Genomic DNA, 20853 nt, shown 5'->3' on the forward strand with positions numbered 1-20853 from the left:
AGAAAGTCTGTGAAACTAAAGTAGATTACACATCTCCTATTGAAAAAATCCTCACCGCCCCATTCAAAACCGACTTTAAAGAAAATTCTTTTAGCGGGTCGGGAATTCCGGGGGTTGTTAGACCGTTTCCCTAGCCGTTTTGGATGAACGCCGAAGGCAATCCCAGAATCAAATGCATTTTCTAAGATAGAAACTTATGGGGCAACAATCGATCCGTCACCGCTCGACCATCATTGTCGTCTCTGTCAAGAATCCTCACGAAAGCGGCTCCGGGGGCGGCACATCGCTACTTGCAGGCTTAAATCGGTTTTCCGGAAGCGGAACAAATTCCTTATTATCATTGGGGGGCAGTATGATTTTCCCGGTTTTCCAATCGTTCTTGGCTTGCTCGATACGTTCTTTGCTCGAAGAGACGAAGTTCCACCAGATAAATCGTTCGCCCAGGGGTTCTCCGCCCAAAATCATCAATTCGGTATTTGTTTTGGCTCGAACAGTTGCCGCTTCGTTTTTTGAAAAGACAATCATTTGGCCGTTGGAATAGGTTCTTCCCGATAGTTCCAAATTTCCGTTTGTGATATAAATAGCTCTTTCGGAATGCTCCCCGGGCAAATCAATCTTTGCACCTGTTTCCAGTATTACGTGCAGGTAAAACAGAGGGGAATAAACGCTTACATCGTTCTTTAATCCGTAGGCATTGCCAGCAATTAAACGCATCCAGACACCCGTGTCGGTGTAAACTGGCAGCTGGTCCGGTTTGTAATTCACAAAGGTGGGGTCGCTCTCTTCCACTGATTCCGGCAGGGCCACCCAAGTCTGCAGCATTTCCAGACCGCCTTTCTCCAAAAGTTCGGGGTCTTCAAAACGCTCGGAATGGGAAATGCCCTTTCCCGCCGTCATCCAGTTTACTTCTCCTGGATGAATAATTTGCTCGACCCCTAGACTATCGCGGTGGGTAACGTTGCCACTGAACAGATAGGTTACCGTAGAGAGGCCGATATGAGGATGCGGCAACACGTCCATCGAGGTGATTTCGGATGGAAAATTGCTTGTAGGGCCTGCGTGGTCCATAAAAATAAAAGGGCCTACCATTCTTCTTTGTCTAAAGGGAAGGATACGCTTTACGCTTAAATGGGAACTGATGGCGGCTTCTCGGGCATCTATAATAAGTTCTGGCATAGAATTTTTTTATTTGTGATTTCGGTGGAATTACTTCGACACCTCTTCAGCCCTTAAGATAGCTTTATGTATGTTTTCAAGTATATTATTTTCTCCAAGTATTGAATAAGGTCCGGATTTATGCAATTCTTCTTTTACCTGAGGGTTTACACCCGAAAGAATAATACCTGTTCCGGACGACTGTAGCTTATGATGAAATTCTTTTAAACTGTTCATTGCGGTAGCGTCGATAAAGGGAACGTGTCTCATTCTAATGATTAGCACCTTGGGCTTCTGTTTCAGTTCTGTCAGTACATCCTGAAATTTTTGAGATGCCCCGAAAAACAAGGGTCCGTTTATCTCATACAGCATGGTATCTATAGGGATGTAGGGTAACTCTTCTTCAAACATTGTTTCACCGTTTGAGGCTGATTCCGCAAAAAGGTTTTCCGCATCGTTGATGGTTGTCGCTTCGCTCATTCGTTTCATAAAAAGAAAGCTCGATAGGATCATACCTATCTCGATGGCCAAGATCAAATCGAAAAATACGGTCAGGAAGAAGGTGGTCAGGAGTACGATGATATCCATTAAATTACCTTTCAGCAACTCCCTAAACTGGCGCCATTCGCCCCCGATGCAATGGCGAACGCTATTGCCAAGGGAAGGGCTACAATACCTACAATAATTCCCGATAAAACGTCTTTCGTAATTTGTTTTCTGCCTATGCCCTCCTTGAGCAGCGAAACCAGCTTAGGTGTAAATTCCGTATTTTTCACACGTATAAATTCTTGTGAGGTGCCAGAGATATCCGAAAGTTGCTGCAGCCGTTCTCAAGGTAAAACAACCAAAGGGGTTTGACCTTCGTACACCAATTCGTTAATCAAAAATCGCCTAAATAGTTGATCGGTTAAAATACGCGAGCCTTTTTGAACGATCAGTATTTCATCAATCTTGTTGTTAATTACTCCCTTTATACCGTCTATTCGATTATTGGCTTCGTAAATAGCAAAGTCTGTAGTAAACCTGTCGGCATATGTTTCCGAGAGATGCTGTAACTGTTCTTTAATACGGGTAGTGTCCTCATTCGGTTTCGCCAAATGGAAAAATGTTATACTAGTATTCTGGTGGTGGATGAACTTTAGAAAATTGTCCAATTGCTGTACGTTCAACACTTTGTTTTCGCCTACTGCCACGAAAATTTTTTCGTGCGAAAAAGAATCGATTCCTTTAGGCATAGCAACCACCGTGTTGTCAGTGTTTCCTATGATTTGAAGAGCGACGCTCCCAAGAAATAATTTCTTTAGCATTCCCGTACCTTTCAGACCTAGAAAAATTAGATTTTCAAAAGGTTCTACCAATAGCTGGGGCAACGTATGCTGGAAATCATTTTCAGAAACATAAAAGGACACCTCTATAGTATCCGGAATGAGGTCGCTTGCAAGTGCTTTCAGTTTTTCAAGTGCTTTGTCATTAGCTTGCCGAACAATATATTCCCTAGCTTCCTCCTCTGCAAATGCCGGTAAAAACTCATGGGTCTGATGATGCAAAAGAATCTTCGCATTTGCTTCTTTGCTCCAATCGCAAGCATACTTTATCAGATTGCTCGAATACTCCGAAAAGTCAATGAGTACTATAAACCGTTTGTTCATTTCTAAAGATTGTATTGCGTTTTTCAGGCTGTATGGACGATAGCATCCGGCAAGATTATGGCCACACTCATGGATACCTGCTACCCTGTTGTTTTAGGCTATAAGTTGATGAAATTCCTCTACTTTACTCTGTTTTCCCTGAATATAAATGATGTCTCCTTGGTGAAGTACCTCGTCAGGCTGTACACTTTCCAGCAATTTATCCTTTCTTTTAATGGCCAATATATTGATGCCGTACCTTCCCCTTAGATCCAGTTCCCTTAAAGGTTTTCCCAAGAACTTGTTACTGTCCGAACTCATGCGCAGGCTTTTGATATTGAAATCCGCCAGCTCGCTGGTCCTATAGGTTTTCGGCCGCTTTAATTCTCCCTTGAACATTTGGTAATTGTCGGCCCTCACCTTATGGATAAGCTGAACGATATCGTCTTCAGGTACAAGAAAATTGTGCAGGATATGTTCAAATATCTGTATGGATGTTTCAAATTCCTCGGGAATCACCTCATCAGCGCCCAAGGCCAATAATTCAGAAGTCTGTTTAACATATCTCGTCCTTACCACTAAATATAATGAATCGGAGATGGATCGTATTTTTTTAATGATGTTTTGAGTGTCACTACCTCCAGAAATGGCAATAACGGCCGCTCGGGCCCTTGACAGATGGACGGTCTCAAGAATATGGTCATTTGTCGCATCCCCAAAAATGATGGGTAAACCTTTTGCCTTTTCCCGCTTTACTATTTCAGCGTTCGTCTCAATTACTATAAAAGGAATGTTATTAGCCGTGGCCGCCTTAGCCAAATTGCTTCCATTTATTCCGTACCCGATAATCACTAAATGATTTTCTAAAGTGGCATCGACAACTTCTTCGATATCGCTTGGATCTAGGTCCCTTTTTAGCCCTAACTTTCTTTTGACCCCTAAAACCTTATTGGATATATTCTCCGAAAAAATAATGACAAATGGAGTTAATAACATAGACACAATCGAAACGGACAGAAAGTACTGGTTGGTCTCTGGCGTTAAAAGATCGTACCCGATACCTATTTTAGAAAGGACAAAAGCAAATTCCCCCACCTGAAAAAGCGCCAGGCCCGTTAACAATGCAGTTTTGGTCGGATATTTCAGAAGGGCGACCGCAATGGCCACGACAGATGATTTTAGTATCAGGACGATCAATACCAAAAGTAGGATGATAGGAATATTGTTCAGAAAAAAACTCAAATCAAGCAACATGCCGACAGAGACAAAAAAGAAGCTTGTAAAAAGTTCCCGAAAAGGAAGGATGATACTGGTAGCCTGATGGCTATATTCCGATTCCGATATAATAAGGCCGGCAATAAAAGCACCGAGTGCCAACGATAGTCCTATTTCTGCCGTTAGAAAGGCAATCGCAAAACATAGGGTAATGGTGACCAGGAGAAAAAGTTCTTTACTGTTCGTCTTTGCCACAGCATGCATCAATCTAGGTACGACGTACCGGGCACTGATATATGTGAGTACCACGACAATGGCCGATTTTACCAATAACATTAAAATATCGGTGGCTACATCACTGGATTCTCCAGCGATCATCGGGGTAACCAGCATCATAGGCACTACTATGATGTCCTGAAAAATCAGGATCGCCAATGCATTTCTTGCATGCGGAGCAGAAATTTCTTGACGATCTTGTAATGTTTTTAAAACGATTGCGGTACTTGATAAGGAAAATAGAAAGCCGACGAATACAGACTCGTTCCAAGAATTTCCTAATAGATAATAAACAAGACCGGCAACACCTACGGTTAGTCCTACCTGTAAAAAGCCACCTATAAAAACCGTTTTTTTAATGGAGACCAACTGTTTGATCGATAATTCCATCCCAATAACAAAAAGTAACAGGATTACACCGACTTCCGATAGGATCTCTACCTGTTCTACGGCCTTGATGAGACTTAGGCCGTACGGCCCTATAATGACACCGGTCAACAGGAAGCCGATTATGGAAGGAAGTTTTAACCGCTGCAGCACAAAAACGATTACCACTGAAAAACCTAGAAGGATAAGGATGTCTTGTAATAATGGCATATGTGTCGGTTATTCTTGTAGTTGGTTCAGTTTCTTTTGCGGTATGCTCTCCTGTCCCTGAAGGCAATGGCGATTGCTAAAATAAACTAATGAGAACTAATTCTAGGCCGATGAGAGATTTTTTATGACCTACTCTACTGTCCGATTGAGTACCGATAGTACCTGAGACACCGAACAAAGGATTGAACCGGGGGCCTTGGCACGTACCCAAGAATCCTCAAAAATTTGAAATCAACTATAAGGTCGTACCGAGAGAAAGAATCGTTAGATTTAAGAGTAATTTTCCGACTTAATTGGAATAAACGACGGTCCCGTTTTTTGTCAATCGATACTGATTCCCTTTTCCCCTTAATTCATAGTGGTCGTTCTTATACCAAATACCGGAGGCTGCTTTTTCTTCTGCCAAATCAATTTGTTTTCCGCCGTTTAAATAGGCTTTAACAGTTCCTTCCGTGTTGTTGAAAGTCATATTTAGAACGTCGCCATCGTCGTTTTTCGCTTCTATGTCCACCTTTTCGTCCTCATGTTCGAAAATCACTTCTCCGTCTTTTTTCAACCAGATATCGTTCTCTTTTCCCCTCAATTCATATTGATTATCTTTATACCAGATGCCCGAAGCAGGCCTTTGGCTGGAAAGTTGAGCGGTCTCACCATTCAGGTCTATGGTTGCCGTACCTTCGGAATTATCGAAGGACATCTCAAGTGTATTCCCTTCTTTGTCCGTAAGGGATTGGGTTTTGATTGTGTTGGACTCCGTTGTAATTGACTCTGATTTGACGGTGTCCCTATTTTCCTTCTTCGATTTTTCATTGCAGGCAAACAGTAAAACCGAAGCGAGTATCGTTGTAATGAAAATTTTTGATCCCATCATTTTAGCAAGTATTTTCTCTCTTAATTAAGGCGTGGGCACTGCCCTCCAAGTCGTATGCCAATAATCATTAAATGCACCGCAAATGGGATCTATTTGGAATCGACCTTCAAGGCTTCCATATCCCAACCGGCCAATTTTGCTCCGGCCCGATAGCTACTTTCCAAGAAATCCATGATTTCCTTTTTAGGATCAGCGCTTGTTCTTATATCCTCATACAGTAATACGGCCATAGGGCTACCGTTCGCATCCTGCCATTCGGCACTCTCGGGACTCAATGGTTCTTTATCAATGTTTTCCGGGGAAGGATAGGTATAGGAATAAAATGCTGGTTCTTTAATATTATCGTCTCCGAACCAGAACCCGAAGCTGATGACTTCATGAGAATAGGCCTCCCTTTCTACTTTGGATGCATTGACCAATTCCGGAGCCTTATCCCCTGAAAACCGGGTGACGACAAGGTCGAGGTGATGCCAGTAAATGTGAACTGGACAGGTTTTACTGTACGACTTGCCGCTGAAATCCTTCAAGACCATGTCGACTTGCACCAAAATCTTCCAAGCTTTGTGAACAGCATCCTTATCGTACCTATGATGCTGTGTGCATTCAGGAAAGGGTATATTGTCAGTTAGGTCGTAGGGTTCTGCCTTAATATCAAAATCTATTTGCAGCTCGTTAAATATTTCGGCCAGTTTTTTATAGAACTGAGAAACGGAGAGGCCATCCTTAAGATCAAAAGAGCGCATGTCTCCCTTGCTCGTATTTACGTTGAGTGTATGACCGATGAAATCAAAACTGACCTCAAAGGTAAAGTCCTTATCAGGGATGGGTCCCGTGGTAATACCGCTGCTGGTGACGTACAAGGTAATGTGCCACCAGTGATTGTCTTTGGGCATTAACGATAGGCGCAACTTACCTACTATCTGTAAATAACGGTGCAGGGTTTCCTTTGATTTGTTCCACTCGGCGAGTGGCAATGCTGGAAATAAGGTATGTTCACCCATAATTCATAGTTTATCTTTTTAGTACATCTTGAATGTCATCAAGCTTTTTGAACATAGCATTTGCAAAAGGACATAAGGGTGTAATCTTGATTTCTTTTTCCCGTGCCATCTCCACGATTTTGTAAAGCAGCTGCTTTCCGATCCCTTTGCCTTTGAATGCAGGGTCGACCTCCGTGTGGTCTATGATAATATAGTTTTCTCCCGCTATGGAATAAGTCATCGTTCCGGCCCTCTTGCCGTCTTCCCTTACCATGGCGAAGCCTTTGCTATCTCTCTCACTTATAGTTGTTTCCATAAGAAATTGGGTTTAATATACAATCCAATGCTAAGTTAAATTGTATTTTAAGATATTGGGTAATATTCGTTATTAAAATTGGGACCGGTCTAGCGTGACGACCGGTCCCAATTACCTTATTTGTTGAAAACCTACTCTTTAATAAATTGCAGATCAATGGCCATCCGTATGGTTTCGGCTACCACGACACTACCGGCTTCGGTGACGGCATCCCAAGTAAGTCCGAAATCCTTTCTGTTTATTTTTCCTGAAATTTCAAACCCTGCCTTAGTCTGTCCGTACTGGTCTTCCGCAATCCCGTTAAAGTCCATATCAAATGTCACTTCTTTGGTTATGTCCTTGATGGTCAAATCTCCGACTAACTTATCCCCATCGTAAGAGGATGATTGAAATGTCATTTCAGGATATTCGGATGCATTGAAAAAATCCTCGGATTTCAAGTGTTTGTCCCTATCCGCATTTTTGGTATTGATAGAATCGACTTGCGCAGTGAAGCTAAAGTCCGCATCTTGAAAGTCCTCATTTTCGCTTTCTATGGAGGCCTTGAATTCTTCAAAAGCTCCTTTGACGGTAGAGATCATCATATGTTTTACCTTAAACCCTACTTCTGAGTGAGCGGCATCCACGTTCCATTTTGTTGTACCTGTTGTTTCCATTTTTCTGATTTAAAAAAATTAATTAATTATTGATTTATTTTTCTAGACGTTCATCGGGACTTCCATTAATAGGATTTCGGTATCGGTGTCCGCTTTGATGTCTAAATTCGCTACATCCCAGATGCCAAAACCATCTCTTTCATGAAGCGCTTGGCCATTGACAGTGGCATCCCCTTTCAGCACAAAGGCATACACGCCATTGTTTTCGGCATCGTTCAAGGGATATTGCAGCTCCTTGCCCTTATCGAGTTGGGTCATATTAAACCACGCATTTTGGTGTATCCAAACCCCTGCATCTTCTGCATTGGGCGATAATACCTGCTGCAACTGGTTTTTACGATCTGCAGTGTCTAGCGTAATCTGATCGTAGCGTGGCGCTACACCTTGCTTGTTCGGCACTATCCAAATCTGCAGAAATTTTACGGGCTTATCGGGATTGTAGTTGTATTCGGAATGCATCACCCCGGTGCCGGCACTCATTACCTGAATATCGCCCGCCTTGATAAGGGTCGCGTTCCCCATATTATCTTGATGCTTTAAATCGCCTTCAAGGGGAATGGATACAATTTCCATATCCCTATGAGGATGCGCTCCAAAGCCTCTACTTTCCGAGACGATATCATCGTTCAATACTCTCAACACCCCAAAGTTCATCCGCTCGGGATTATGATAGTTTGCAAAACTGAAAGTATGTTTGGAATGCAGCCATCCGTGGTCGGCATCCCCTCTTGTGTCCGCTTTGTGTAGTACTGTGTTCATGGTTTTTCTACTCCTTATTTATAATATATTCTATTTTTACTTTTATCGTCGCCTTATTTAAAGCTAATGTTATACCAGAACTGTAATTAGCTGTTTTACAAATGAGTACACTATGTCGTGTAAGCATATGTTCTTATTTATGAGAATTTTCTGTTATTTGAGAAATATTAACCTATTTTTAACCACAAAGATGTAACCTAATGGCAGAAATCGCAGAGGTAGGGCCTATTAAGGAATGGTTGGTGGATACCCTTCCCTATGAGGTGTTCTGGGCAAATCGGGACGGCAACATCATTTATGGCAATCAGATACTGTGTGACCGCCTTCAATATAAAAAATCGGAGCTTACCAAGTTGAGCATATTCGATATCAATAGCACCGTTACCTCCGAGAGCTGGCGGGCGCATTGGGAAAAGGTCCGAAAAAATGGCAGTGACAATTTTAAGGCGGTACACCGAAATAGATCCGGTAAATTTTATGAGGTAGAGGTATATGCCCAATTTTTCTCTTATGGAGGGGAACAAATGATCTGTGCCATTTTGAAAGATATCTCGTCCTCCAGCTTTTATAAAAATCTAATTGACAATGTAGAATCTATCGCCAAGGTCGGGGGGTGGAACCTAGATCTTCAAGATGGCACCATTCTAGTTACGAAAGAGGCACTCTCTATCTTCAAAACCGAGAATAAAGAAGATTTTCATCCCAATAAAATAATCCATTATCTAAAGGATGCCGACCTTTTCAAAAAAAGTATTGTCAAAGCGACTCGAAATGCCGTACCGTTCGACGAGGTTTTTGAGACTAAAGAAAATCCGAGTAGGTTTATACGTGCCATTGTAAAACCGGTGCTAAAAGGAGACAAAATTTTTAAGATCGTAGGCGTTTACCAAGATGTTACCGAAGGCAAAGAGCGGGATGTGCAATTACATCGGGCCTTAGAGGAAATAAAGAGCTTAAAGGACAAGCTCGAAATCGAAAACGAGTATTTACAGGAAGAAATAAGTGCTAAGATCAATGCCGACAACATCATCTGTAAAAGCGAGGTTTATGCCAAAGTATTGGAACAAGTACATCTGGTGGCGCCGACAGCTACCACGGTATTGATTACGGGGGAATCCGGTACAGGTAAAGAATTACTGGCAAGTGCGCTGCACACTAACAGCTTGCGCAAAGAGCGTCCCCTCATAAAAGTGAATTGTGCCACTTTGCCCAAAGAACTCATCGAGAGCGAACTGTTCGGGCATAAAAAGGGGGCTTTTACCGGTGCTGTCGATGACAAGGTGGGTAAGTTTACGCTTGCCGATGGGGGCACCATTTTCCTGGATGAAATCGGGGAGTTGCCCATTGACTTACAATCCAAATTGTTACGGGTTTTACAAGATGGTGAATTTGATGAACTGGGCGGTACAAAGACCATAAAAGTGGATGTGCGGGTAATCGCCGCTACCAATAGGCGTCTTGAAAAAATGATAAAGGAAGGTACATTTAGGGAAGATCTTTATTATAGGTTGAATGTGTTTCCAATCTACAATATACCTCTTCGTGATAGGAAGGAAGACATTCCGCTACTGGCACAGTTCTTTTTGGAAAAATATTCGGCCAAGGCCGGTAAATCATTCAGACGATTATCCAAAAAAACAGTGAACGCGCTAATGGCCTATAGTTTTCCCGGAAATATAAGGGAACTGGAAAATCTAATAGAACGCGCCGTTATCGTCGAAAGTGGAACAACACTGAATATCGGAAGTTGGATGCCCACGGAATCGGAATCGGAATCTATCAGAACAGGGGGGCTTCTAACCTTTGAGGAAGCCCAACGGCAGCATATTATTCGTGCCTTAAAACAGACGGATGGAAAAGTAAGCGGCATTGGCGGCGCTGCCGGCATTTTGGATATGAACGCAAAAACCCTGTTTGCCAGAATTAAAAAATTGGGTATCGAAAAAGAAACCGTTTTTAATAGCTGAACCGAACAATATTGAATCGCGACCACTAGTAGATTAGAAGCCTTCAGCGATGGGGTCTCGCCATCGTTATCACTATTATGGTTTTGGAGCTTAAGGCTCCGGAAGATGCGACCATGCAGTCTTTGTTCAAAGTACTTCCCGTGTTTATTGGCTATGTGTTGAGCTTTATCTACATAGGCATCTATTGGAACAACCACCATCACCTGTTTCAAGTGACATAAAACCGTCACTTAAGATAAACTTACCTTGCGTGGACCTGTCGTATAAAAAAGCCCCTCAATCTCTTGAAGGGCATGTTCTCATTACTGTGACCTGGCTGGGGCTCGAACCCAGGACCCTCTCCTTAAAAGGGAGATGCTCTACCAACTGAGCTACCAGGTCGGACTAACAACATTTTATATAACGCTAACAATATTCCCTTTAGCGGCTGCAAATATAAAAGCAATAATTAATTTGACAAGTCGATTTCAAGAGAAATTTGAGATTTCTTTGAATTGGCTCTAAAATGCTTCATTTTTACAAAAAGTCAAAAGCGTGAAAATAATTCTATTGGGATATATGGGAAGTGGCAAAACCACGGTGGGAAAGAAACTCGCCCGGCAAATGGGACTCCAGTTCTTGGATCTGGATGATTATATCGAGGAAAAGGAAAAATTATCCGTTGCCGATATTTTTGGCGATAAAGGAGAACTATACTTTAGAAAAAAAGAACACCAGTACCTGAACGAGCTTCTTCTTCGTAAAGACAATTTCGTGCTTTCGGTAGGAGGGGGGACCCCTTGCTATGGCAAAAATATGGAGACAATCTTAAAGGGTTCGGAGAACGTGTTCTACCTCAAGGTACCTATTGGACAACTGGCGCAACGCCTGTCCCAACAAAAATCCACGAGGCCTTTAATACGGCATATCCCCGATGGTGAGCTGCCCGAATTCATCGGAAAGCATCTTTTCGAACGCAGTGAATTCTATAATCAAGCCCACACGGTGATCGACTGCGGCAGTAATGAAGCAATCGATATAGTTGCGGATATCATGAATTCAATGCAACAATGAATTAATTCAACAATGAATAAGATATCTATTGACTTTCAGTCCGGAACCGTTGTGGAAAACTGGGATTATCAATCCGATTCCTGAGCAGTTTAATCCAAATAAACCACATCGTTTTTTGACTTGAACTCCACATGAACGTGCTCCTGTAGCGAGGTGGATAATGAAATACCTTTAAAATCGGCTTTCACCGGATATTTCTTGTGATTTCGATTGACCAAAACCGCTGTTTTTAACTGTTTAAGAGGTGTTTTTAAAAAATGGTGGACCCCGTAGATTAGGGTAGTGCCGGAATTTAATACGTCATCGACCAACACTACGGATTTTTCGCGATATCCATCCTCGGGAATAGAGGTTTGAACACCGCTTGAAAGGGGGTCGGACTTGTCCATAGTAACGTCGCATAGTGTTATTTCGGCATCGGTGATTTGTTTCAGCACGGCTTGCAATTTCTTGGCGAACTGTAATCCCCCTGACGCTATCCCCGCGATGATAATTTCCTTTTCATCGACATTGGCTTCGTAGATTTGATAGGCGATGCGACGTACGGTATGCTGTATTTGCTCGTGTGTTAGTATCTTGTTGTCCATATGGATGGGATATCTGTTGTTCAAAGATAAACGGGAGAGCGGGAATTAGAACCATTTCTGACCGATTTTCCTATCTGAATCTATTTTTGGGATAAGAAGTCAAGTAGTCACGCTCGACATTTTGGTTTAATATCCGATTCTTCCTTCAGTACTATTCTTCCACGGAGGATGGCCCTTCGTCCAGATACTCCTCGATATCGCGTCGGTCTTTTTTTGTGGGTCTTCCCGTACCTTTCTTTCGGTAGTGTTCCTTGGTTTTTTTCAATAGCTCGCCGTGTTCATAGACTTCCTTGGGGGTGGTGTCTTTCCGGTAGATATCCACCAGCTTGGCCCCGACCCGACTCTTGGGGATATCGAGTACGGTAAGCTGTAGGTCGATCTGGTTTTTGCGAACTTGGACTTCATCCATTGGAAAAACCTCACGCGACGGTTTCACCACCTGGTCGTTGACCTTTACCTGTCCCTTTTTACAGGCCCTCGAGGCAACGCTACGGGTCTTAAAATAACGGACGTGCCAAAGGTATTTATCGATACGCATGGAAAATCTTTGTTAAGGTCTCGAACAAAAGTAAGGGAAAATTGTATCTTGCCGCTTTTAAAAACGAAAGATGATAATGAGTAGAGTAGCTGCCTTGTTTGCCGTGGGATTACTGGTAATTTCCTGTAATAATGATGATGAAGGTGCGCCCCCACCCGTGCCCCCAAGACCCTTGGCTGAAGTTGCTGCAGAGGATGAGGCCAAAATTCAGGAGTATCTCAATACCCATTATTATAATTATGAGGATTTTGAAAATCCGACCGAGGATTTTGATTATCGGGTTGTGGTCAAAAAAATTCCAGAAGGGGATACGCTGTTAAAACCCCTTTCGATGCAAACGGCAAGCAAGACCGTGCATCTATCATCGAGTGACCTTAATCTTGAAGGGGATGAGCAAAATATCGAACACAAGATGTACTTTCTAAAGGCCCGGGAAGGCGTGGGCGAAAGCCCGACGGAGGTCGATTCCGTTTTTCTTAGGTACGAGGGATCTCGTTTAGACGGAACTGTTTTCGATAGCAACATCGGTAACCCCTCTTGGCTCGATTTACAAGGTACTTTGTCACAAGGCAATAGTGGAACGATTCAAGGTTTTAAACGAGGGCTGCCTCAGTTTAAATCCGGAGGGGATATCATCGTCAATGATGACGGTACTTTCGAAGTCAAGGGTTTTGGTTCAGGTCTGTTGATATTTCCATCGGCTTTGGGTTATTACAATAGTCCGAACGTTGGTGCTTCTTATTCGCCTTTAGTATTCAATATACAGTTGTTGGTGAGCAATACTGCGGATCATGATCGCGATGGTACCCCGACAAAGGATGAAGTGGAAATTGATGAGGAGGGGAACGTCACTTTGACCGATACCAACAACGATGGCATCCCCGATTATCTTGATCCCGATACGAAATAGCTTCCGAGCGAATCTACATCTTTAAAAAACAAAGCCGTCTCCAACAATGAAGACGGCTTTGTTTTTTATTACGAAGCTCCAAACTCCGTCAAGTGCGCAGTAATATATCATTCGGTCACTATTCCGAGACTATAGATTCAGAAAGACTTCCCTAAAGGCATCCTACAATTTCAAGGATACCGCAAAGACCACCTGCGAAGGCCTGGAATCGACCCGGCCGGAAATCTCTGGTGTAATATTGTCGCCGATAAACTCCGCTTCATTTTCCGAGAATCCCCTTTGGTAGCGTACGTCGAGTCCCAAACGGCCCAGATCTACCCCGGCTCCGATGTGCAGCCCAACGGTAAAATCCTTTTCCGCATCGTTGATATTAAAGCCCTCCAAATCATTGTTCAGTATATACTGAAAGGCGGGGCCTGCGAACACATGTAAGGGACCGATAAGCTTGGCTCCGACCAATACGGGCAGGTCCAACTTTGATATATCATATTTGGTGCCCCCGTTTAGATCGTAGGCGCTTTGCGTTTTAGTATAGATCAATTCCGGGCGGAGATACAAGCGTAGCAGCTGCAGTTGGCCGAACACCCCGACGTGGTAACCGACTTTTCCGTCCGAACCCTGAACGATGTTCTCGGCGGCATCGCCAACAGAGGCAATCAGGTCACCGTTCTGATTGTAGTTGAGTCCACCTTTGATTCCGAACCCTGATTTCGATTGTGAAAAGGCAGCGATGCTGAATAGCGCAAAGGCCGCCGCAAGCAGTGAATTTTTCATATATAGTGTTTGTTTATGTGGTTATCACGGCATCAAAAACAATACCGCGATAACCGTAGCGTTTCTATCCCTTACAACGGCAGCTCAATGGGTTTATTGTACCGACTCCCTAATTTGAATTGCATTTATTTTTTCCTTAAGGATCTAATGCGGGTCAGATGACTATCTTTGTCCCCAATATTACGAAATTTGAAGTTTACCCTACACCAAACGGACGTTAAAAGCAAGGCGCGGGCCGGGACCATGGTCACTGATCACGGCGCAATTGAAACCCCGATTTTTATGCCTGTGGGCACCGTGGCTTCCGTAAAAAGCGTACATCAGCGTGAATTAAAGCAAGATATCGACCCCGATGTCATCCTCGGGAATACCTACCACCTCTTTCTTCGTCCCAAGACCGATATCCTCAAACAGGCGGGGGGACTCCACAAGTTCATGGGATGGGACCGGAACATCCTTACCGACAGCGGCGGCTATCAGGTCTATTCCCTATCCAACAATAGAAAAATCAAGGAAGAAGGGGTCAAGTTCAAATCCCATATCGACGGATCGACCCATCTTTTCACCCCCGAACGGGTCATGGAAATCCAACGTATTATCGGGGCCGATATCATCATGGCCTTCGACGAATGTACCCCATATCCCTGTGATTACAACTACGCCGAACGCTCCATGCACATGACCCACCGCTGGCTGGAACGCTGTATCGCGCATCTGGAGAAAACACCTTTGGAATACGGATATTCCCAAACCTTTTTCCCGATCGTACAGGGCTCGACCTATTTGGACCTTCGAAAACGCTCCGCCGAATATATCGCCGGGGTAGGGGCGGAGGGCAATGCCATTGGGGGGCTGTCCGTAGGGGAGCCCGCCGAAGAGATGTATGCCATGGCCGAGGTGGTCTGTGACATCCTTCCCGAAGACAAGCCGCGCTATTTGATGGGGGTAGGAACGCCAATCAATATCCTGGAAAACATTGCCCTGGGCGTCGATATGTTCGACTGCGTCATGCCGACCCGAAACGCGAGAAACGGCATGTTGTTCACGGCGCACGGCACCATCAACATCAAGAACAAAAAGTGGGAAAACGATTTTTCCCCGGTTGATGAAATGGGCCTCACCTTTGTCGACACCGAATACTCGAAGGCCTATCTGCGGCATCTTTTCGCGGCCAATGAATATTTGGGCAAGCAGATTGCCACCATACACAACCTCGGTTTCTACCTCTGGTTGGTTAGGGAGGCGAGAAAGCATATTTTAGCGGGGGATTTTTCAGAGTGGAAGACCGTCATGGTCAAACAAATGGATAAAAGGCTGTAGAAGTGCTGACCATAATCGACAAATACATACTGAAACGCTACCTGGTCACTTTTGGGGTCATGATTTTGTTGTTCATTCCCATTGGGATTATGGCCCACTTGGCCGAACAGATCGGTAGAATGCAGGCCAATGAGGCGCCTTTGGACGAGATTATAGTCTATTTCGGTAACTTTACGATATATATAGGAAGCCTACTGTTTCCGATCTTCCTCTTTCTTTCCATTATCTTTTTCACCTCGAAGCTGGCCAGTAATACCGAAATCGTGGCCATTTTAAGCTCCGGGGTATCCTACGGCAGGTTTTTAAGGCCCTATTTGATCGGGGCATCCATCATCGCCCTAATCATGTTCGTCCTGGGGATGTTCATCGTGCCCTCCGCAAGTTTGGGATTCAACGAGTTTAAATACAAATACATTAAAAAAGGCAAGCAGGATCGGGTCACCAGCAACGTCTTTACTCAATTGAACAAGACCGATTATATCTATGTCAGCAATTTTGACCCGGCCCGACAGATCGGCTATAACTTTACCTACGAACGTTTTAATGAGGATGACCAATTGGATTTCAAGATATCGGCAGCCAATATCCGATGGGTCGAAAAGGATAGCGCGTACCGCTTGACCTCCTATACCAAGCGAAAGATGGTGGGCGATACCGCGCTGGTGGATACCAAACGCCGGCTGGATACCCTGTTCACCTTCGATATAAGCGATCTGACCCCGGTGTCTTACGTGGCCGAGACCAAGAATATCTTCGAACTGAACAAGTTTATCGAAGACCAGCGGCAGAAGGGCGCCTCGAACATCAACACGTATGTCTTGGTAAAATATAAAAGGTGGGCCTTGCCGATATCCGCCTTTATCCTGACCATCATTGCGGTGGCCGTGGCCTCGGTAAAGCGCAGGGGCGGCATGGGCGTGAACCTGGCCTTCGGAATAATCGTGGCCTTTATATTTATATTTTTTGACAAGGTTTTCGGTACCTTGGCCGAACAGTCCGGCTTTTCACCCTTATTGGCCGTGGTGCTGCCGAACCTGCTCTTTGGTATTTTGGCTTTTGTGCTCCTGCAGAAGGCAAAGCGGTAGGCAGTCAGGTTTTAAAATTTTATATTTGTCCAATCAAACAAACCTATCAGAACATGGAATATCTCGATTTTGAACTTCCCATCAAGGAACTCGAAGAACAGCTCGATAAGTGTATGGTCATCGGGGAGGAGAGCGATGTCGACGTGACCGAGACCTGCAAGCAGATCGAACAGAAACTGGCCGATACCCGTAAGGAAATCTATAAGAACCTTACCGCTTGGCAGCGCGTACAGCTGTCCCGACACCCGAATCGTCCCTATACGTTGGACTATATCAATGCCATCTGTGGTGATACTTTTCTTGAACTTCACGGGGACCGAAACGTCAAGGACGATAAGGCGATGATTACAGGGCTTGGGAAAATCGACGACCAAAGCTATATGTTTCTCGGACAGCAAAAAGGCTATAACACCAAGACTAGGCAGTATCGCAATTTTGGAATGGCCAATCCCGAGGGATACCGTAAAGCCCTCCGCGCCATGAAATCCGCCGAAAAGTTCGGAATACCCGTGGTGTGCCTGATCGACACCCCCGGCGCCTACCCGGGCATCGAGGCCGAGGAAAGGGGACAGGGCGAAGCCATCGCACGGAATATTTTGGAAATGACCCGTCTTAAAGTGCCGATCATTGTCGTCATCATAGGCGAAGGGGCCTCCGGCGGGGCTTTGGGCATCGGGGTAGGTGATAAAGTACTGATGTTGGAAAATACTTGGTATTCGGTCATTTCGCCCGAATCGTGCTCCTCCATCCTTTGGCGTAGTTGGGAATATAAGGAACAGGCCGCGGAAGCCTTAAAACTGACGGCCAAGGATATGAAAAAATTAAAGTTGATCGATGAGATCGTACGTGAGCCTGCGGGAGGTGCACACGCCAATCGGGATAAAACCTTTGAAATCGTCAAGAATAAAATTAGGACCCATTATGAGGAGCTTGAAAAGTTATCCCCAAAAGAATTGGTAGAGCAACGGATGGATAAATATTCCCAAATGGGAGTTTACAACGGCTGATACACGATTTTATCAAGTTCGAAAAAATCCGAAGAAGCTTTTCTTCGGATTTTTTTTGTTATCAACACAAAATCGTAACTTATTAACATGCAATTGTGAACGGACTGTGAATATCGCGAGCGAACAAGTTCTCGTTTCCCTAAAGTTAATTGCATAATTTCGTAGCCATGGAAAAGACCAACCCTGTTATCGGCCGTAAGATTGACAAGTCCACGCTCATCAACTTGGAACGTGGGAAAATTCCGCCACAATCAGTTGATTTAGAGGAAGTTGTTCTCGGAGCGATGATGATCGACAAAAAGGGAGTGGACGAAGTAATAGATATCCTACATCCGGATGTTTTTTACAAGGATGCGCATCGCTATATTTACGAAGCCATTTTTAAACTCTTCGAAACTGCCGAACCGGTGGATTTATTAACAGTTTCGTCCCAGTTGAAGAAGGACGGGAAGCTCGAGGCCATCGGTGGGGATTTTTACCTGATAAAACTCACTCAAAAGGTGGCTTCTTCGGCGCATATAGAGTTCCACGCGCGGATCATCCTACAAAAGTTTATTCAGCGCAGTCTTATTAAAATATCCAACGAAATAATCAAGGAGGCCTACGACGACGGTACCGATGTTTTTGATCTGTTGGATGCTGCGGAGGCCAAATTATACGATGTTACCCAAGGAAACCTGAAACGTTCCGCCGAAACGGCGCAGAACCTGGTCATCCAGGCTAAAAAAAGAATAGAGGAAATCGCCAACAAAGAGGGCCTGAGCGGGGTGCCCTCGGGCTTTGACAAGGTCGATAAGCTGACATCTGGGTGGCAACCCAGTGACTTGATCATCGTCGCTGCACGTCCCGGTATGGGTAAGACCGCCCTGACGCTTTCCATGGCGCGGAACATGGCCGTCAACAACGATATTCCGGTGGCTTTCTTTTCCTGCGAGATGTCGTCGGTACAGCTGATTACGCGTTTAATATCGTCGGAAACGGGGTTGTCGTCCGAAAAACTTCGAACGGGAAAACTGGAGAAGCACGAGTGGGAACAATTGAACGTGAAAGTGAAGTCCCTCGAAAAGGCCCCATTGTTCATAGACGATACCCCGTCGCTGTCCATTTTCGACCTGCGTGCCAAGGCAAGACGACTGGCCTCGCAGCACGATATCAAACTAATTATTATCGATTATCTGCAGCTAATGACCGCCGGAGGGAGCCAAAAAGGCGGTAACCGCGAGCAAGAGATTTCCACCATCTCGCGGAACCTGAAAGCTTTGGCCAAGGAACTCAATGTACCCGTAATCGCCCTGTCCCAGCTTTCCCGCGCCGTGGAGACCCGGGGCGGCAGCAAGCGGCCCTTGCTTTCCGACCTTCGGGAATCGGGGGCGATCGAACAGGATGCCGATATCGTATCGTTTATTTACCGTCCGGAATACTACAAGATCGACGAATGGGACGACGAGGAGCGATCTCCGACCCAGGGCCAGGCGGAGTTTATCGTGGCAAAGCACCGTAACGGCGGACTCGAAAACATACGTCTCAAATTTATCGGCCAGCTCGGTAAATTCGACAACCTCGACGATTTCGATTCGCCCTTCGAATTTCAATCCAAAATGAACGCCAATGAAGAGAATCCGTTTACGACCAAGAACCTGCCCGATGCCGATCAAGCCTTTGGTAGTTCCTTGAACGATGGCGATAATGATGTACCGTTTTAGAAAGCTTTAACGCGTGCTAACAATTCGCAGCAGGGAATTGCGTTATCTTTGGGTAAAGCAGTAACACCCTGACGATGCGCAAAAGTCTCTTCTCTCTTCTTCTTATTCTTTATTCTTCCGCAGCTTTAGCGAGTTCCATCCTGATTCCCATGGATGCCGAGTCTCAAAAGAACCATCTAAAGGCTTATGGAATTACCTATTGGGTGCTGACCAAGCAACAAAAAGTACAATGGCTGCTGAACTATCGTGGAGGTTCTTTTTTGCTGCCCGATGGCGAAGCGATCAGAAAAGAATGTCAGATTCGGGGCGTGTCCTATGAAATCCTTTCAGACGGACAGGCGCAGTCCATTCTCGATGAAATCAGCAGTCCCTCTCAAAATCAGGATGCTGTTATCCTCGAGAAAGCACCTAAGATCGCCGTGTATTCCCCTAAGGGAAACGCCCCTTGGGACGACGCGGTCACCATGGTGCTCACCTATGCCGAGATTCCCTATGTGACCGTTTACGACGAGGAAGTGCTGGGGGATAAACTCGCGCTCTACGATTGGTTGCACCTGCATCATGAGGATTTTACCGGGCAATACGGTAAGTTTTACGGAGCCTACCGCGCCGCACCCTGGTATATCGCACATAAAGAAGAAGCGGAGGCGCTAGCGACAAAACTAGGATTTTCGAAAGTTTCGGACCAAAAAAGCGCCGTCGCCCAAAAAATCAGGAAATATGTTATCGGGGGAGGCTTTATGTTCGCCATGTGCTCGGCTACCGATAGTTTCGATATTGCCCTGGCCGCAGAAGGGGTCGATATCTGCGAACCGATGTTCGACGGCGACCCGTCCGATGCCAATTATCAGACGAAGCTGGACTTCACCAACACCTTTGCGTTCACCGATTTTACTTTGGAGAGGAACCCGTTAAAGTACGAATTTTCCTCCATCGATATGACCGGCAAGCGCGGCAACGTACCCAAGGAACAGGACTATTTTTCCCTGATGGATTTTTCCGCCAAATGGGATGCCGTGCCCACCATGCTTTGCCAGAACCATACCGCTTTGGTAAAGGGATTTATGGGTCAGACCACAGCGTTCACCAGGGGTGAGGTCAAGCCGACGGTCATGGTGTTGGGGGAAAACAAGATCAACGGTGAGGCCCGCTACATTCACGGAATCAAGGGAAAGGGATTCTTTACCTTCTACGGTGGGCACGACCCCGAAGACTACCAGCATCGGGTGGGGGACCCGAAAACGGAGCTGGAACTACATCCGAACTCCCCGGGCTATCGCCTGATATTGAACAACGTCCTATTCCCTGCGGCTCGAAAAAAGAAGCAGAAAACGTGATTCGGTACGCAGTTGCGGTTATGGCAGGCAGTACTGTCGGCCTCATTAGTGCAACCTGAGTCCTGATTTGATTTGAGGTTCAAATTCCGCCTTCGGCAGGTTTAAGGTTCAAACACAAC

The 20853-nt window shown here is 45.0% G+C and carries 21 protein-coding genes, 1 tRNA gene and 1 pseudogene; 9 read left to right on the plus strand and 14 right to left on the minus strand.

What is annotated here, in order from left to right; genetic code table 11:
- Window positions 1-255: 255 nt before the first annotated feature.
- From RQM65_RS14595 to RQM65_RS14640, 10 genes are all read right to left on the minus strand, one after another.
- Entirely contained in the window at window positions 256-1176 is a 921-nt protein-coding gene (locus RQM65_RS14595) for a pirin family protein (protein WP_314016161.1), read from the minus strand.
- A 30-nt stretch (window positions 1177-1206) separates the two neighbouring features.
- Complete coding sequence (locus RQM65_RS14600) at window positions 1207-1743, minus strand: STAS domain-containing protein (protein WP_314016162.1); 537 nt, start codon at window positions 1741-1743, stop codon at window positions 1207-1209.
- Between the two features lie 11 nt (window positions 1744-1754).
- On the minus strand, window positions 1755-1931 hold the full coding sequence (locus RQM65_RS14605; RefSeq protein ID WP_314016163.1) for a hypothetical protein: 177 nt from the start codon (window positions 1929-1931) through the stop codon (window positions 1755-1757).
- Window positions 1932-1985: 54 nt separating this feature from the next.
- Complete coding sequence (locus RQM65_RS14610; protein WP_314016164.1) at window positions 1986-2804, minus strand: universal stress protein; 819 nt, start codon at window positions 2802-2804, stop codon at window positions 1986-1988.
- 93 nt (window positions 2805-2897) lie between these two features.
- Window positions 2898-4871 (minus strand): monovalent cation:proton antiporter family protein, encoded by a 1974-nt coding sequence (locus RQM65_RS14615; protein ID WP_314016165.1) that lies wholly within the window; start codon window positions 4869-4871, stop codon window positions 2898-2900.
- Window positions 4872-5160: 289 nt separating this feature from the next.
- Window positions 5161-5742 carry an MliC family protein gene (locus RQM65_RS14620; protein ID WP_314016166.1) on the minus strand — a complete coding sequence of 194 codons (582 nt, stop codon included), beginning with the start codon at window positions 5740-5742 and terminating at the stop codon, window positions 5161-5163.
- A gap of 89 nt (window positions 5743-5831) precedes the next feature.
- Window positions 5832-6743 carry a DUF5996 family protein gene (locus RQM65_RS14625; RefSeq protein WP_314016167.1) on the minus strand — a complete coding sequence of 304 codons (912 nt, stop codon included), beginning with the start codon at window positions 6741-6743 and terminating at the stop codon, window positions 5832-5834.
- Window positions 6744-6753: 10 nt separating this feature from the next.
- Window positions 6754-7038 (minus strand): GNAT family N-acetyltransferase, encoded by a 285-nt coding sequence (locus RQM65_RS14630; protein WP_314016168.1) that lies wholly within the window; start codon window positions 7036-7038, stop codon window positions 6754-6756.
- 131 nt (window positions 7039-7169) lie between these two features.
- Window positions 7170-7694 (minus strand): YceI family protein, encoded by a 525-nt coding sequence (locus RQM65_RS14635; protein ID WP_314016169.1) that lies wholly within the window; start codon window positions 7692-7694, stop codon window positions 7170-7172.
- A gap of 42 nt (window positions 7695-7736) precedes the next feature.
- Entirely contained in the window at window positions 7737-8453 is a 717-nt protein-coding gene (locus tag RQM65_RS14640) for a pirin family protein (protein ID WP_314016170.1), read from the minus strand.
- Window positions 8454-8653: 200 nt separating this feature from the next.
- Here RQM65_RS14640 and RQM65_RS14645 point away from each other — a divergent pair, with 200 nt between their 5' ends.
- Both RQM65_RS14645 and RQM65_RS14650 read left to right on the plus strand, forming a co-directional pair.
- The gene (locus tag RQM65_RS14645) at window positions 8654-10420 is read left to right on the plus strand and encodes a sigma 54-interacting transcriptional regulator (protein ID WP_314016171.1); all 1767 of its coding nucleotides are present in this window, start codon (window positions 8654-8656) and stop codon (window positions 10418-10420) included.
- Window positions 10421-10435: 15 nt separating this feature from the next.
- Window positions 10436-10626 (plus strand): annotated as a pseudogene (locus RQM65_RS14650) (TMEM175 family protein); the annotation flags it as partial.
- Between the two features lie 102 nt (window positions 10627-10728).
- Here RQM65_RS14650 and RQM65_RS14655 read toward each other — a convergent pair.
- Window positions 10729-10801, minus strand: a tRNA-Lys gene (locus tag RQM65_RS14655).
- A gap of 153 nt (window positions 10802-10954) precedes the next feature.
- Here RQM65_RS14655 and RQM65_RS14660 point away from each other — a divergent pair.
- Window positions 10955-11473, plus strand: coding sequence for a shikimate kinase (locus RQM65_RS14660; RefSeq protein WP_314016172.1), 519 nt, complete (start codon window positions 10955-10957; stop codon window positions 11471-11473).
- 89 nt (window positions 11474-11562) lie between these two features.
- Here RQM65_RS14660 and RQM65_RS14665 read toward each other — a convergent pair whose 3' ends face one another.
- Both RQM65_RS14665 and RQM65_RS14670 read right to left on the minus strand, forming a co-directional pair.
- Window positions 11563-12060, minus strand: a complete 498-nt coding sequence (locus tag RQM65_RS14665) for a phosphoribosyltransferase family protein (protein WP_314016173.1) — start codon at window positions 12058-12060, stop codon at window positions 11563-11565.
- Between the two features lie 151 nt (window positions 12061-12211).
- Window positions 12212-12598, minus strand: a complete 387-nt coding sequence (locus tag RQM65_RS14670) for an RNA-binding S4 domain-containing protein (protein WP_314016174.1) — start codon at window positions 12596-12598, stop codon at window positions 12212-12214.
- A 76-nt stretch (window positions 12599-12674) separates the two neighbouring features.
- Between RQM65_RS14670 and RQM65_RS14675 the strand changes: the two genes are divergently transcribed.
- The gene (locus RQM65_RS14675; RefSeq protein ID WP_314016175.1) at window positions 12675-13508 is read left to right on the plus strand and encodes an FKBP-type peptidyl-prolyl cis-trans isomerase; all 834 of its coding nucleotides are present in this window, start codon (window positions 12675-12677) and stop codon (window positions 13506-13508) included.
- A 162-nt stretch (window positions 13509-13670) separates the two neighbouring features.
- Here RQM65_RS14675 and RQM65_RS14680 read toward each other — a convergent pair whose 3' ends face one another.
- Entirely contained in the window at window positions 13671-14282 is a 612-nt protein-coding gene (locus RQM65_RS14680; RefSeq protein ID WP_314016176.1) for an outer membrane beta-barrel protein, read from the minus strand.
- Window positions 14283-14471: 189 nt separating this feature from the next.
- Here RQM65_RS14680 and tgt point away from each other — a divergent pair, with 189 nt between their 5' ends.
- The 5 genes from tgt to RQM65_RS14705 all read left to right on the plus strand — a co-directional run bounded on the left by tgt (window position 14472) and on the right by RQM65_RS14705 (window position 20734).
- The gene (gene tgt / locus RQM65_RS14685; RefSeq protein WP_314016177.1) at window positions 14472-15602 is read left to right on the plus strand and encodes a tRNA guanosine(34) transglycosylase Tgt; all 1131 of its coding nucleotides are present in this window, start codon (window positions 14472-14474) and stop codon (window positions 15600-15602) included.
- Window positions 15603-15607: 5 nt separating this feature from the next.
- A complete protein-coding gene (locus tag RQM65_RS14690) occupies window positions 15608-16687 on the plus strand; it encodes an LptF/LptG family permease (RefSeq protein ID WP_314016839.1) in 1080 nt (359 codons plus the stop codon).
- 53 nt (window positions 16688-16740) lie between these two features.
- Window positions 16741-17694, plus strand: a complete 954-nt coding sequence (locus tag RQM65_RS14695; RefSeq protein WP_314016178.1) for an acetyl-CoA carboxylase carboxyltransferase subunit alpha — start codon at window positions 16741-16743, stop codon at window positions 17692-17694.
- A 167-nt stretch (window positions 17695-17861) separates the two neighbouring features.
- Window positions 17862-19397 (plus strand): replicative DNA helicase, encoded by a 1536-nt coding sequence (gene dnaB, locus RQM65_RS14700; protein WP_314016179.1) that lies wholly within the window; start codon window positions 17862-17864, stop codon window positions 19395-19397.
- A 74-nt stretch (window positions 19398-19471) separates the two neighbouring features.
- Window positions 19472-20734, plus strand: coding sequence for an asparagine synthetase B (locus RQM65_RS14705; RefSeq protein WP_314016180.1), 1263 nt, complete (start codon window positions 19472-19474; stop codon window positions 20732-20734).
- Window positions 20735-20853: the final 119 nt, after the last annotated feature.

Source organism: Pricia mediterranea (assembly GCF_032248455.1).
In the GTDB taxonomy this organism is placed as follows: Bacteria; Bacteroidota; Bacteroidia; order Flavobacteriales; family Flavobacteriaceae; genus Pricia; species Pricia mediterranea.